At 37.2% G+C, this 15399-nt stretch carries 11 protein-coding genes and 1 pseudogene; 8 read left to right on the top strand and 4 right to left on the bottom strand.

From position 1 onward, the window contains the following. A pseudogene (locus A2290_08055) lies at nucleotides 1-518 on the bottom strand (hypothetical protein). Nucleotides 519-624: 106 nt separating this feature from the next. On the opposite strand from A2290_08055, the gene A2290_08050 reads away from it, so the two are divergent. From A2290_08050 to A2290_08030, 5 genes are all read left to right on the top strand, one after another. Further along, complete coding sequence (locus A2290_08050) at nucleotides 625-2415, top strand: elongation factor 4 (GenBank protein ID OGC16821.1); 1791 nt, start codon at nucleotides 625-627, stop codon at nucleotides 2413-2415. 18 nt (nucleotides 2416-2433) lie between these two features. Then, entirely contained in the window at nucleotides 2434-3603 is a 1170-nt protein-coding gene (locus A2290_08045; GenBank protein OGC16820.1) for a hypothetical protein, read from the top strand. 105 nt (nucleotides 3604-3708) lie between these two features. Beyond that, a complete protein-coding gene (locus A2290_08040; protein ID OGC16819.1) occupies nucleotides 3709-4464 on the top strand; it encodes a hypothetical protein in 756 nt (251 codons plus the stop codon). A gap of 45 nt (nucleotides 4465-4509) precedes the next feature. Then, nucleotides 4510-5070 (top strand): nucleotide exchange factor GrpE, encoded by a 561-nt coding sequence (locus A2290_08035; protein OGC16818.1) that lies wholly within the window; start codon nucleotides 4510-4512, stop codon nucleotides 5068-5070. Nucleotides 5071-5082: 12 nt separating this feature from the next. Next, entirely contained in the window at nucleotides 5083-7026 is a 1944-nt protein-coding gene (locus tag A2290_08030; GenBank protein ID OGC16817.1) for a molecular chaperone DnaK, read from the top strand. 38 nt (nucleotides 7027-7064) lie between these two features. Here A2290_08030 and A2290_08025 read toward each other — a convergent pair whose 3' ends face one another. Together A2290_08025 and A2290_08020 are read right to left on the bottom strand one after the other, a co-directional pair. Continuing rightward, nucleotides 7065-8429 carry a hypothetical protein gene (locus tag A2290_08025; protein ID OGC16816.1) on the bottom strand — a complete coding sequence of 455 codons (1365 nt, stop codon included), beginning with the start codon at nucleotides 8427-8429 and terminating at the stop codon, nucleotides 7065-7067. A gap of 34 nt (nucleotides 8430-8463) precedes the next feature. After that, nucleotides 8464-11409, bottom strand: coding sequence for a hypothetical protein (locus A2290_08020; protein ID OGC16815.1), 2946 nt, complete (start codon nucleotides 11407-11409; stop codon nucleotides 8464-8466). Between the two features lie 138 nt (nucleotides 11410-11547). Between A2290_08020 and A2290_08015 the strand changes: the two genes are divergently transcribed. From A2290_08015 to A2290_08005, 3 genes are read left to right on the top strand one after another with little or no spacing between them, the layout of a single operon-like run. After that, complete coding sequence (locus A2290_08015) at nucleotides 11548-12630, top strand: molecular chaperone DnaJ (protein ID OGC16814.1); 1083 nt, start codon at nucleotides 11548-11550, stop codon at nucleotides 12628-12630. Beyond that, nucleotides 12630-13382 carry a hypothetical protein gene (locus A2290_08010; protein ID OGC16813.1) on the top strand — a complete coding sequence of 251 codons (753 nt, stop codon included), beginning with the start codon at nucleotides 12630-12632 and terminating at the stop codon, nucleotides 13380-13382. The genes A2290_08015 and A2290_08010 overlap by 1 nt, the downstream gene beginning before the upstream one ends. Beyond that, a complete protein-coding gene (locus tag A2290_08005) occupies nucleotides 13369-14556 on the top strand; it encodes a hypothetical protein (GenBank protein ID OGC16812.1) in 1188 nt (395 codons plus the stop codon). The genes A2290_08010 and A2290_08005 overlap by 14 nt, the downstream gene beginning before the upstream one ends. Nucleotides 14557-14562: 6 nt before the next feature. On the opposite strand, the gene A2290_08000 is transcribed toward A2290_08005, so the two are convergent. Beyond that, nucleotides 14563-15363: a hypothetical protein gene (locus A2290_08000; GenBank protein OGC16811.1), complete on the bottom strand. Its 801-nt coding sequence runs from the start codon at nucleotides 15361-15363 to the stop codon at nucleotides 14563-14565. Nucleotides 15364-15399 lie beyond the last annotated feature (36 nt).

Below are 15399 nucleotides of genomic sequence, written 5' to 3'. Positions count from 1 at the left end.
GTAAAAAGAATTCCTAACCCTTTATCTAAAAGCTCTTTCAGTCCGTAATTGGAATAGTGATATCGACTACAATATTCTTCCCGTAGTTTAATTAATAAGTCTCTGGTAAATTTCGGAAAAAGTAATAATTTATCCCTTAATTCCTGGGAGGCTATTATCTGCTCCAATACTTGTTCCATCTTTTGGGATTTTAATGATAACAGGTCACTATCTACTACTTCTTCTTGCGCTAAGCTGCTTGCTGTTTGTTGCTTTAGACTTTTTATCCTTTGTTGTAAAAAATCTTTTAAGTGTCCGTTGGCAAAGGCTTCTTTAATGCGTGTTGTTGTAAATGGCAGGCCAAATTCTTTGATTTGCTGAATTATTGTCTCACTTAAAGAATCACACTTATCAAGCTCGCTTAGCAAATCTTTTGCTAAGACCCTCTTTTCAACTTCTTGCACATTAAAAGATATAACTTTTTTTCTAAGCATGATTCTTCTATGATATTTATCAAAAGAATAAAGATGAAATTTCACCCCGATTAGGAAATCGGGGTTCAGGATATTTTATTCAAGCACTCCAAATATTTTAGCAGGGCGTGGGATTGCGACCTTTTCTTTATATATATGATAAAATTAAAATATGGATATAAAAAAGATTCGCAATTTTTCAATTATAGCTCACATAGATCATGGTAAATCAACTATCGCCGACAGGCTTCTTGAGTTTACAGGAACCATAGACAAAAGAAATATGAAGGAACAGGTTCTTGATACAATGGACCTGGAGCGAGAACGTGGAATTACCATCAAAGCTCAAGCAATTAAAATGGAATACAAAGGTTATACCATCAATCTGATAGATACCCCTGGACATGTAGATTTTTCTTATGAGGTATCCCGTTCACTGGCCGCCTGCGAAGGAGCAATACTAATAGTTGACGCCACCCAAGGAATAGAAGCCCAAACTTTGGCAAATTCATATCTTGCCCTAAACAGCAACTTAACAATAATCCCTGTCATTAATAAAATAGATCTTCCAAACGCAGAAATAGAAAAAGTAACTGAGGAATTGCAAAATGTATTCGGCTTTAAAAAAGAAGAGATTGTTCTTGCAAGCGCAAAAGAAGGGATTGGAATGGAAGATATTTTAGAATCCATCATAAAAAAAATACCCCCTCCCCAAGGAGACGAGAAAGCCCCTTTGCAAGCGCTAATCTTTGACTCCCATTATGATAGCTACAAGGGTGTAATCGCCTATATAAGAATAGTAAACGGAATTCTCAAAACTGGCACAAAAATTAAAATGATGGGGACGGGAGCAAATTATGAGGTGATAGAGATTGGAACTCTGCGGTTGGGTTTTGTAAAAAAAGAAGAGCTTACCCCGGGAGAAGTCGGCTACATAATTTCCGGCGTAAAAAATGTCAAAGAATGTAGGGTGGGAGATACAATAACCTATGAAAAAAACATGGCAAAAGAACCTCTCCCCGGATACAAACCGATAAAATCTATGGTTTTTTGCGGTTTTTATCCTATAAACCAAGGCGATTTTGAACATTTAGCAGAAGCTCTTGAAAAATTACAATTAAATGATGCCGCCCTCTTTTTTGAAAAAGAGACTTCCGTCGCTTTGGGGTTCGGTTTCCGGTGTGGATTTTTGGGACTTCTACATTTAGAAATTGTTCAAGAGAGACTTGAACGCGAACACAATATAGAGTTAATAGCGACAGCTCCAAATGTGATATATAAGATAAGTTTAAAAAACAAAGAGCCAATATTTATAGATAATCCGGCACAATTCCCCTCCCCTTCAGAAATAGAAAGCATTGAAGAGCCTTACTGCAAACTGACAATTTTTACGCCAAGTGAATACATAGGAAAACTTATGGAGATCACCATGGATAAGCGAGGAGAATATAAAGGGATCGAATATCTCGATCCTTCAAGAGCAATGATCCATTATGAGATCCCGTTGTCAGAATTGGTCTCAGATTACCATGATATTATGAAATCGGCCTCCCGAGGATACGCGTCTATGGACTATGAGCCGATCGGTTACAAAAAAGCAGATCTTGTTAAAATGGATGTCCTGCTGAATGAAGAACCTGTCGATGCCCTGTCTACCATAGTACATAGAGAAAAAGCGTATTACAAAGGGAAAGCTCTTGTAGAAAAACTAAAAGAGGTAATCCCCCGCCACCAATTTCAAGTCCCCATTCAAGCCTCAATCGGAAGCAAAGTGATTGCTCGTGAAACAAAACCAGCATTAAGAAAAGATGTCCTTCAAAAATGCTATGGAGGAGATGTAACCAGAAAAAGAAAACTTCTTGAAAAACAAAAAGAAGGGAAAAAAAGGATGAAGCGCGTAGGAACGGTTGATATTCCTCAGGAAGCATTTATGGCAGTCTTAAAAATAGGGAGCGGAAAGTAAAAAAAGACAAATAATACGATGGGAAAAAATAAAAAACAAGAAGAACTCCATAATAACAATTCTCTCTCTTCGCTTTATATTCACATCCCCTTTTGCAAACAAAAATGCAGCTACTGCGACTTTGCATCATACGCCGGCAAAGAAGATTTGATGGATCAATATATTAGTAAACTAACAGAAGAATTGCATTTTCTCCTCTCTGCAAACCGCTTTCCGCTATCTACTATCTATTTCGGAGGAGGAACTCCTACCCTTCTGCCAATATCTAATTTCGAATTTCTAATCTCTAATATTCAAAAGCTAATACCTAAGTTTCCCCGTCTGCAGGATGGGCAGGCAATGTCAAATTTAGAAATCACTATTGAAGCAAACCCGGGAACAATTGACAAAGAATATCTTAAAGCCTTGAGAGACTTTGGAATTAACCGCATTTCAATCGGAGTACAATCGTTCAATAATAAACATTTAAAAACACTGGGGCGTATACATGACATAAAAAAAATATATCAGGCATTTGATGCTGCAAGAGATGCCGGCTTTGATAATATAAACCTCGACCTTATCTTTGCAATCCCCGAACAAACCTTAAAGGAGTGGCAGAACGATTTAAAAAATGCGTTAAATTTGAAACCAGAGCATCTCTCAACCTACAATTTGCAAGTTGAGGAGGGAACACCCCTTTATGAAAAATTAACATCAAAAGGGAACGATTTGAATCGTCGTCTTTTGAATGAGGATCTCGACGCGCAAATGTATGAATTTGCGATCGATTTTATCAAAGAGAATGGATATCATCATTATGAAATATCAAATTTTGCAAAAAAAGGTCTTGAGTGCCGCCACAATATAACTTATTGGGAAAATAGAAACTATATAGGCATTGGAGCGGGAGCCCACTCTCATATAAACGGAAAAAGATGGGGCAACCCAGAAACAATAGAAGAATATCTAGATTCAAAACCAGTTGTAAAAATAAAACATGAAGAAGATATTACCTATGCCGCAAAAGAGACAATCTTTATGGGGCTAAGATTGATCGAAGGGATCCCAAAAGAAAAATTTAACGGATTTGAAAATGAAGTTGAAAAATTAAAGAGAGAAGACTTCCTTGAAGAAAAAAATAAAAGAATAAAGCTTACAAAAAAAGGTCTCTTTTTTGGAAATTTAGTTTTTGAAGAATTTATTTAACCCCGATTATTCTAATCGGGGTTAAATCTTTTTAAGCAAACGAAATCTTGAAAACAAAATAAAAAAATGTTACAATTATCACTCAATAAAGAAGAGTGCTAAATTATGACAAAAGAAGATATTTCAACAAGAAAAGAAGATATTCTAAGCGCAGTAGTGGAAGACTACATAAATACAGCAGAGCCTGTAGGCTCTTTTACGATTACAAAACACTATCTAAGATCGGTCTCTCCTGCTACTGTGCGAAATGAGATGCAGGAACTTGAGCAATTTGGCTACATAACACACCCACACACAAGCGCAGGGAGAATTCCGACAGACAACGGCTACAGGTATTATGTAGACAAACTAATGGAAACAAAAAAAATATCTGGGAAAGAGCTTACGCTAATTAGAAGTGGAATCAAAAAAATAGGGAGGGGGATGGAAGAGATAATGAGAGGATCCCTCAAGATGATCTCTTCTCTGCTAAACTATGCGACGGTTTTCGTCTCTTTTGGAAAAAACAAGAGGACACTCTCTTCCGGTTTTTCAAAAATTTTAACCCATCCTGAATTTCAAAAGGCAGAAAACATAAAAAACGTCATAGAAACTCTGGAACATGAACAACTAATCTGTAAAATACTGGAAGAATACTCAAAATTCAATCCTTTTAGCTTGCATATAGGGCATGAAAACAAATTTAAGCATATGAAAGACCTCTCCATTGTTGTAGCGCACCATCATTTAAGGGGGTTTGATCCTGGAGCTATTGGAATAATAGGCCCCACAAGGATGGACTACAACAGGGTTACTGCTATTTTGAAACAAGTCTCAAACGATTTAGAAGCTTTGATTAATGAAGAAATTCCCGGCACATAAAAAAACTTTATAAAACCAAAAATCCTAAGGAGTAAGAAACAAAATATGGAGACAGAAAACCAGGATACGAAAAATGAACCCCAAGTTCCTAATCAAGGTGAAGGGATAGAGATAAAGGATGAATTAGAAACCTTTCAGGGCGATCTTGAAGCCTTAAAAGATGAAATAAACAAAAAAGAAGACGAAAACAAAGAATTAAAAAACAAACTTTTAAGAACACTTGCAGATTTTGACAATTACAAAAAAAGAATAGCAAAAGAAAAGGAAGAGCTTATAAAGTTTGGAAATGAAACATTAGTTTTCGAGTTGCTGCCGGTTCTTGATTGTTTTGAACATGCGATTGCTGCGGCAAAAAAGTCAAATGACGAAAATATCATTTTAGGGATAGAACTTGTAAAGAAACAGATGATTGATACATTTAAAAAACTGGGAGTTTTTGAGGTTGAGGCAATAGATAAACCATATGACCCTCATTTCCATGAAGCCATGAGCAAACAAGAATCTGACAAACCTGAAAATACTGTAATCTGTGAACTAAGAAAGGGGTATACATTAAACGGAAAACTTGTAAGGCCGGCAATGGTAATTGTATCAGAGAAAAAATAGGAGGTTTTTAAAATGTCAAAAGAAAAAATCATAGGAATAGATTTAGGGACCACAAATTCATGTGTGGCTGTAATGTCAGGAGGAGAATCTGTTGTAATCCCAAATCCAGAGGGGGGACGCACCACCCCATCAGTTGTTTCATTTCCAAAAGAAGGAGAGAGGATTGTAGGGCAAGTCGCAAAAAGACAGGCGATAACCCATCCAGAAAATACAATCTTCTCCATCAAAAGATTCATGGGAAGAATTTTTAATGAAATAACAGAAGAGACAAAACACATCCCATACAAAGTTGTAAAAGGAAAAAATGATGCAGCCGCTGTTGAAATTTCAGGAAAACAATATACTCCTCCAGAAATATCCGCGATTATTTTACAAAAGCTTAAAAAATCCGCGGAAGATTATCTCGGAGAACCTGTTAAAAAAGCGGTAATTACGGTACCGGCTTATTTCAACGATTCTCAACGGCAAGCAACAAAAGACGCGGGAACAATTGCCGGGCTTGAAGTTATTCGTATTATTAACGAACCGACCGCTGCATCGCTGGCTTACGGAATGGACAAGAAAAAAAATGAAAAGATTGCTATATATGACTTAGGCGGAGGAACATTTGACATATCAATTCTTGAGATAGGTGAAGGGGTTTTTGAAGTTAAAGCGACAAACGGCGATACTCATCTTGGCGGAGATAATTTTGACCACACAATAATAGAGTGGCTTCTTGATGATTTTAAAAAAGACAATGGTATAGATTTATCAAAAGATAAAATGGCGCTTCAGAGACTTAAAGAAGCGGCAGAAAAAGCAAAAATAGAGCTTTCAACTACAATAGAAACTGAAATAAACCTTCCGTTCATTACAGCAGATTCATCAGGGCCAAGACATCTGGTTGTAAAACTGACAAGATCTAAGCTTGAACAAATTGTGGGGGATCTTATTGAAAGGACCCTCACCCCCTGCAAGCAAGCCATTCAAGATTCTGGACTTACAACAAAAGAGATAGATGAAGTTATTTTAGTGGGCGGACAGACAAGGATGCCAAAAGTTCAAGAGACTGTAAAAAACTTTTTCGGAAAAGAACCTCATAAAGGAGTAAATCCTGACGAAGTAGTAGCTATCGGGGCGGCAATTCAGGGAGGAGTTCTTGCGGGAGAAGTAAAAGAGATGGTCCTTTTAGATGTGACCCCTCTTACTCTGGGGATTGAAACCTGGGGAAGAGTCATGACCCCTCTTATTGAAAAAAACACAACAATTCCAACATCAAAATCGCAAGTATTTTCAACGGCAGCGGACGGACAAACATCCGTAGAGGTCCATATTCTTCAGGGTGAACGACCAATGGCTGATGACAACAGATCTCTCGGACGTTTTCATTTGGAAGGTATTCCTCCTGCGCCAAGAGGGATACCACAAATTGAGGTCACTTTTGATATTGACGCAAACGGAATCCTTCATGTGTCAGCAAAAGATAAGGGGACAGGAAAAGAACAAAAGATCACAATTACAGCGTCATCCGGCCTTTCAAAAGAAGATATTGAAAAAATGAAAAAAGAAGCAGAGGCCCATGAATCAGAAGACAAAAAGAAAAAAGAAGAAATAGATATCCGCAATCAGGCAGACGCAATGGTTTATACTGTTGAAAAGACACTAAAAGAATCGACAGATAAGGTTGACACCGCAACAAAAGAGAAGGTAGAAAAAGAGCTAAATGAAATGAAAGAAGTTTTAAAAGGGACAGATTTCTCCAAGATAAAAGAACAACTTGAAAGACTTCAAAAAGAAGTTTACGCTATGTCAGAACAGATATATAAAGCACAATCGACAACACAACAGGGGCAAACTGCCTCCGCTCCGGGGCAGGAAGGGGGAAACGCTTCTCAAGATGAAAAAAAAGATAACGACGATAAAACAATCGACGCCGATTTTGAAATGAAAAAGGATAATGAGGAAAAGAAATAGTTAACCCCAATTATTAACCCCGATTATAATAATCGGGGTTAATGTTCTGACAGTGGCCACAATTCATCGAGAGTAGAATCAATCAATAACTCTCTCCTGTTGCCGTGAATGCTTCTAACCATTACCCTGCCACTATCTCGCTGTTCAACTACAGGATATGGCCTGTCAGCCCCGCGATGAATAGTTCCTCTGTCAATCTTAAGACACGAACCATCAGATTTATCGGCCAACGCAAGACGATTATAAAAATCGGAACCTCTATCTTTTTTCGCTGCTCCGAAAATCCAGGAAGTAGAAAGATGAACAGACTTATCTCTAAAGTTTACAAGCGTCTCTTTCGACTTCCCTATATTTTCAAGCAAAAACCCATGCACCCTCTCAATTTCATCCCTTTTAACTTCTAAAAGCTTCAATGTCATACAAAAAGCTTTTATTGTTGCTCTATTGTACTCTTTTAAAACGGCATTATCCGCCTTAAGGTGAGAGCAACTCTCTTCATAAAATTTATCCAATCCCGCGACATCTGTTAGATCTTCTCTTAAAAACTTCAAACTTATTCCTGTTAAATTTCTCCCTAATTCGTCAATCACAGCTGAATTACGCAAAGCATACCATCTTATAAAATCATCTGAGATTGTACAGTTGTTAAATATTTCACCAATAACATCATGATTTGAAAGGGCTAAATGAAAAGACAAAGAGACCAAAGCCTGGAATCTTTTATATTCTTCTTCACAAAAGGTTAAGCTTCCAATCCCCTTAAAAGTTTCTTGTGCATGTTTTTCATCTAAATCGTACCCGGATGTCTGATATCTGCCAAACTTAAATTTAGGATTAATCCCAAGCATAATTTTTAAAATGCCATATAAAGAGATTTTAAAAAACGGATCCAAAAGATTTCGCATAGGATCCCCTCTCCTCCACCCTGAAAAAACAAATCCCATTTTATCATGATAGATTGCTTTATAGAGAGCGACAGGAAAAGGATCCACTTTAACCCGTGAAAGGCCGTTCATATCACAGCAAAAAGAACAAGGACGCAAACAACCATCAGTCAAAGAATCCAGGCTATTAAAAATAATAAAATCTGTGCTATCTTCCGTAGACTCAAGTACAACGTTAGAAAAATCAAACCATTCCATCCAGGGTAAGGCTAAATCTATCTGTTCTAAGTTTGGCATTTTTGAAACAATTTCAGCCCCTCTATTTACATCTTCATGGATAAGAGCCCCTTCAGTTATTCTTGCAAGAGCACGATTAACCCCAACCGCATCAAACACCCCTTTTGGGCTCAGCATCTCTTTATAGGCAGTAAACATTAACTTAGTCCCAGTAAGGTCTCCCCTCAATTTATTAAGGGGTGAATATCCCGCAGTATAACGTCCCGTTATTCCTTCAGGCATAATAATGTAACCTCCTTACATATATCACTAAAAATCAAAGCCACCCGCCAACTCGCCTCCCCTCCTTTTCCCTATCCCAAACAATACTATCCGGACTTATATTACACTCTGCAGCAAATTTTTTAATAAAATCCAACACCTCGCCAATGGGCTCAAAAGCATTCCGATTTGCAAGGCCATCGGCGCTTCCCACAAAAATCTGGGGCTTGCCATCTCTTTCGGTCAAGTAAATACGGGCATAGCCTCTAACCTTGTCTATTTTGACATCCTCCAAAAGGATATAGTTCACTCCAAAACTTAAAAGATGCATTAATAAGTTGTCATGGTCATCTTCACCCCACCCTCCAACCCTTAAACAGCTATCAACATCACTGGCAAGAAAGAGATCTCTGCCTAAAGATCTTGACCAAAATCTTATTATTACATCATCAAGGTTAGTTTTTTCAATAACTCTTTTACTTACAATATCTTTGATAATCCCATCTAATTCAGTCAAGAATTTTTCCTCTACATTAATCCGACGAAGTTCCATAATAAAAAGATTTAATTTTCTAAAGTTACCTCCCATATCGGAAAAATTAGGATTAAAGCGGGGAAGAGAATTGCCAAGCAGATGATGGGCTATGGGGCCAAGAGCTTCTTTTGCATTCTTAAATCTTCTTACAAAAATTCCGCCATCAAAAGTGTCACTGTTAATTCCAGATGCTGTAAACCAATTTTCAAACGCTAAAAAGTGACTTCTAAAATCCAGAAAAAGTTCTTCCCAAGTCTTTCCCAGCTCTTTTGTCCTAAAAGGGAGAGGAGGAACATCTGCAGCATGAATCCATCTTTCAGCGTCAACTCCAATACCTTTTGCTTCCTTTAGAAATAGTTTATTGTGTCTTCTTACCTCTCTTACAAGCTTTAATTTTTCTACAGAAAAACCACGAAAAAAAGGAAGAGAAGGGAAAACCTTATCGCCAACACTTCCAGGGAAAAAAATATTATGCGTTTCTCTTTCAATCTCAGCGCGAAAAGCCAAACCAAAAAGACCTTTTCTCCTTGCTGTCCAGCCGGCAGAAGAAACAAACAAAGATCCAAAATGAGACAATTTCCAGTCTCTCACAACGGAACGCGCTGCTTCAGAATCTAGCATAACAACTGCATCAAAAACCTCCGCCACTTTTGATAGAAGGCTATTTCCCAATCTTTGAACTCCTGTTTCGTCAGCGTCATCTAAAATTGCTTTAAAATCACAAAAATTTAATCCGGCAGATTCCCAAGCATTGGCAAGCGACACAAACTGCATCAAAGTGTTTTTCGCCGATTGGTGACCAAAGCTTCTAATGTTTTTCAAATAATCTCTTAAAACGAGTGCATATTCCGGCTTTAACATGGAAGCCATTTTAACGTCTTCTGCCAAAAGGGGCATATACTTTCTGTTGCTACAATGATTGCCCAATAATTCTTTAGTTAACGCAGGAGAAACAAACTCTAGATTTACCAAACCATGGAAAAAGAGCTTTAAAAAATTAACATCCACACTATTAGCCTCTCTTGCAACCTCAGCATTTGCCTTTTCAATTAAACTTATATCATTTTTTACTCTCTCTCTTAATCTATCTAACTCCTCTTCTCCGATGTCAAAAAGAACCGACAACTCTTGCAATTTACAATTTAAAGAAAAGCCCCCTTCCGCCATCCCCCACCGCTCTCTTTCAGCGGCAAAAAAACAACATTCATCATTATATAAACCTTTGTCCAAGGCCTCAAAAACAAGACTTGCATAATCTCCCATATCTTTAAACTTCCTAACATATTCAAAAGCTTTTACAAGATGCATATCATTCCTGTCTGCGATTAATCCATCGTGTATCATATCTGTAACGCAAGCAATATAATTTTTATGTAAATTTCCGCGTTCCGCACAATCTAAGAATTTTGACAATCTGAGCAACGCCTCATCTCTTAATAGGATTCCCTTCGTATAAAGGTATAGAATTGCTCGATACCCAATAAAAAAGACCCCTTTCTTATCAAGAGCCTCATCAGTTTTACCCAACAAATCTTCAAGAGAGGCCTCCCCTGCGTTAAAATTCGCACACAAAAGATGGGTATCAGCTTCAAGTCCCGCGCCTTTTAAAAGAAGTTTCTTACGCCAAGAATCAAGCTCTCCCGCATCCATATATCCTTTTTTAAAAGCCTTCACTATAACAGTTGGCAACCAGCCTACTGATTCATCTTGTTTTGCACGATTTAAAGCATCTGCCACAATAGAAACACTCTTTTCTCTCTGCTTAACAAACTCATCCTTATCTAGCAAAATAGAAACTAATATTAAAAGACGAACTAATTTTTTTTCTCTTCCATATACTAAAGCTTCGCAAACTACAGAGTCATCAATTTCAAAAATTCCTCCCTCTATACCTCTTAAAACAATAAAGTTGTAGGAATCGACGTCGTCTTCTTCCAACAAACATTTCATTAATTTGTCTAGAGCTTCTTGCCTGTTTATAAGTTGTCGTTCATATAAACAAATAACCTCTTCATACAATAAATATGATCTCTCTCTATTTGACAAAACAATTCCTATCTTTTCTAAGACTTCAGATTTTTCAAGCAAACCACAACTATACATATCTGCTAGATATGATATTTTTGTTCCGATAGAGTATTCATCATTCATCCTTCCAAAAGATTCATCATAAATAGCGGCAACTTCTTCTCTCCCAAAAATACCATTCTGAAAAAGCTTTATAGCAAACCCCGGAGCAATAGAAGCCTTATTGTATTCCATTAAAAAACCCTGCAGCTCAATTAGTTCAAAAAAGCTTCTAAATTTTTCAGGGAGACTGACGACGGAAACAGGAGGAACAGTGTTCAATTCCGGAAGATGAAGACATCTTATAGGGGTTCCTATTATAGTTCCTTCCACAAGTGGCAAAGGAGGTTTCATGTCAGGTTGGACAAAACTTGTCGCTCCTTTTATTCCAACTCTCATATTTTAAATATATTCTCCTTCTTATTTTTTGATAAAAAACAACTAAAGATAAAAGTTAAACCAACAAATTTCCTAGATATATATCGATAAAAATCCGTTAAAATTGCTTATAATCAAGCAATTTGATAAAATTATAGTATGGCAAACAAAGACTATTATAATATTTTGGGCGTAAATAAAAATGCGTCACAAGATGAGATAAAAAAAGCATTTAGAAGCGCTGCACGGAAATATCATCCGGATGTAAACAAAGAACATGGGTCTCCCGAAAAGTTCAAAGAGATAAATGAAGCTTATCAAGTTTTAGGCGACACGCAAAAGCGTCAGCAATATGACCAATTCGGAACAGCTGGCCCCGGGTTTAGCGGTGGTGAGGCTGGTTTTTCAGGCTTTGATTTTGGTGATTTTTCAAATTTTGACGGTTTTGGAGATATCTTCGATGTGTTTTTTGGAGGACAAAGAAGAGGGACAAGTCGATCAGGAAGACAAGATGGGGCAGACTTACGATACGATTTAGAAGTCACCCTGGAAGAAGCTTTTTCCGGCACAGAAAAAGAGATTGAAATCATACATTTAACAGCTTGCCATACCTGCAAAGGATCAGGGGCAAAGCCGGGGACTATCCCGTCAAAATGTTCATCCTGTAATGGCACAGGACAAATAAGAAGAACCCAACGTACCCCGCTTGGAGCTTTTAGCCAGGTTTCAACATGTCCGACCTGCAACGGATCCGGGGCCACAATAACATCCACCTGCTCAACATGTTCAGGCTCAGGAAGAGAAAAACAAAAACATACTATTAAAATAAAGGTTCCTCAAGGGATAGAGTCAAATTACAGGTTAAGAGTTAGCGGAGCCGGAGACGCAGGCATAAAAGGGGGAGCCCCCGGCGATTTATATGTGTTTGTACAGGTTAAAGAAAATCCTGTTTTTGAAAGAGAAGGGGCAAATCTATATACTAAACAGCCAATCCCTTTTGTAAAAGCAGCACTTGGGTCTGAAATAGAAGTTAAAGCTATAGATGGAACAGCTACTTTAAAAATACCGGCAGGGACACAATCAGGAACCATATTCAGGTTCAAAGAAAAAGGGATGCATTATGTTGGAAGCAGACGCCGTGGAGACTTTATGGTTGTTATAGAAATTGAAACTCCCAAAAATTTAACAAACGAGCAAAAAGAGCTTCTTAAAAAATTCGGACAAATCAGAAGAGAGATTTAATGCACAGATTTTTTGTTCCACAAGATCAGATAAAAAACGGCACAATTACAATAAAAGGCAATGATACAAATCATATAAAAAATGTTTTAAGGTTGTCAGAAAAAGATGTCATAGAAGTTTTCGATAGTTCAGGGAACATATATACATCAATCATTAAAAAAATAGAACCAGATAAAATCAGCTGTGTAATATCCGGCATAAAAAAAGAAGAGATTGAGCCACAAACTAAAATAACCCTCGCCCAATGCCTGCCAAAAGGCAAAAAAATGGACATGATTATCCAAAAAGCAACAGAGCTTGGGGTTTTTAATATAATACCCGTTGTTTCAGAAAGAACGATCCCCAAAATAGAAGAAAAATCTGATAAGAAAATTTCTCATTGGCAAAAGATCGCAAAAGAAGCGAGCCAGCAATCAGGAAGATCAATAGTGCCTCAAATAAAATCACTTACAAAGTTTGAAGACATTGTAAAACCATCAATAAATTATAATTTTAAATTAATCCCCTGGGAGGGGGAGAAAAACAATCCATTGAAAGAGGCGGTTGTTGTCGCAAGTCAGAATTCTGAGCCTCTACAACAAGATCATAAAAAGATACTTGTCCTTATCGGTCCCGAAGGAGGCTTCTCACAAGAGGAAGTCAAAATGGCAAACGCAAATAATTTCATTTCAGTAAGCCTTGGAAAGAGAATTTTAAGGGTAGAGACTGCGGCAATTGTCATTCTTGCACAATTATTTTATGAATTCGAATAAAAAAATAGTCACATATACCCTGGGATGCAGAGCAAATCAATATCAAGGGGCTATTTTAACAGAAGCTGTAGAGGATCAAATCGTAGAGGCTCATAATTCTGAGCCTCTACGATTTACAAAATTTGGACAACCTGCAGATATATATATTATTAATACTTGTACGGTAACTTCCGACTCCGACAAAAAATCAAGGCAAGCCATAAGAAGGGCCATTAAACTTGCAAAAAAGGTAATAGTTTCTGGCTGTTTTGCCAGACTAAATAAAGAAAGCCTACAAAAAGAATTTCCAACGGTTGAATTTATCGATCCAGATTTCAAGCCAACAACAAAAAGAGACGCCAATAGAATAAGATCCTTTTTAATGATTGAAGACGGATGTGAAAATTTTTGTTCATATTGCATCGTTCCTTACGCCCGCGGAAAAATAAAAACAAAGCCAGTGCAAGATGTTTTAAATGAAGCAAGAGAACTTGTAGAAACAGGCGCAAGAGAGATAATTCTTACCGGAATAAACTTGGGAGAATATGGAGAAAAACATCTGATTTCAATAATTGACAAGCTCTCTGAAATAAAAAACCTTTTAAGAATAAGGCTTTCTTCTATCGAACCTATGTATGTAACAAATGCTTTGCTAAAAACAATCTCATCAAACCCAAAAGCATGCCATCAGCTGCATATTCCCCTGCAATCGGGAGATGATCAAATTCTCAAAGCAATGAATAGAAAGTATAAGGTAAAAAACTTTTCAGACCTTATAGAAAAAATCTACAAAATTATACCAAATTGCGGAGTTTCAACCGATGTAATAACAGGATTCCCTGGAGAAACAGATCAAAACTTTAAGAATACTTATAATTTTTGCAAAGAATTTAGTTTTTCCAGAATTCATATTTTCCCTTATTCCAGGAGGGAAGGGACAAAAGCTGCCAAAATGCAAGATCAACTGCCCATTAAAACCATCAAAGAAAGGGTAGGCCAGCTTAATAAGCTTAGAGCTGAATTAATGAAAAAGTTTGCCGGCAATTATTTTGGAAAAGAAGTAGAAGTTTTGGTAGAACAAAAAGGGAAAGGGCTAACATCTAATTTCATAAGAACAAAATTTAACGGCACAAAAGATATAGTCGGCCAATTATACCGCTTTATTCTGAGAGAAGAAAACTTAATATTAGATTAACCTTGATTAAAATAATATTTTTTGCCCAGCTACTACAGAAAAGCTCCTACTTGAATAATCAGGCAAGGTTTCTCTTCCTGTCCTTAAAATTGAATAACCGACTTCTCCAAAAGTTTTACCTCCCCAACCAAGATCTCCTTCCGCGCCAATATAAACCTGGCCGCCATAAGATCCTGTAGCTTTCGCGCTGCGATAAACAACGTAATTTACTCCAGCTCCAACAAAAGGAGAAAAATGTCCCAGTATCTTTACAGGAAAAGTTACAACACCATCAAAGAGAATTGGAACTGCCTTCCATGAGCTATTATTTATGTCATTACCTTGAACATAACCTAGTCCAACCTTATAGGAGGTAGAATCCTCAGGCAATCCGACCATCGCACCCAACTTCATAGGATCAGGCAAAACAACATTTGCAGTCAAACCTAATAATCCACCAATCATTCCAAATTCTAAAGAAGCTTCAATCCCCCATCCCAACTTCCCCTTTGACATCTCCCTGGTTTTTATTTTAGGAGGTGGTGGCGGCGGTGGAGGTGAAGGGGGTAGCGGAGAAACAACAGCTTCAGAGGCTATTAATTCTCCCCTTGTTTTATCCCATCTTTTTAACATTGCCCTTTTTTCTGCCTGCAACTGTTTAACTTTCTTTGCATTACCCTGTTTTTTGTACTTTAAAATTTTTGTATCAAGAACATTAAGATACTCTCTGATAGCAGTTTTTTCCTCTTCCAGTGTCTTTCCAAAAGAAATTCCCACAAGCGAAAAGATAAAGGCAGACAACATTAATAAAGCAATAAATCTTTTCATCTTTTTTATCTCCTTTTTATCTTATTAGAAATACGT

It is taken from the genome of candidate division WOR-1 bacterium RIFOXYB2_FULL_36_35, from assembly GCA_001771505.1.
In the GTDB taxonomy this organism is placed as follows: Bacteria; Margulisbacteria; WOR-1; order XYC2-FULL-46-14; family XYC2-FULL-37-10; genus XYB2-FULL-36-35.
Note: the sequence above shows the minus strand (reverse complement) of the source record. Positions and strands in the feature narration are given on the sequence as shown.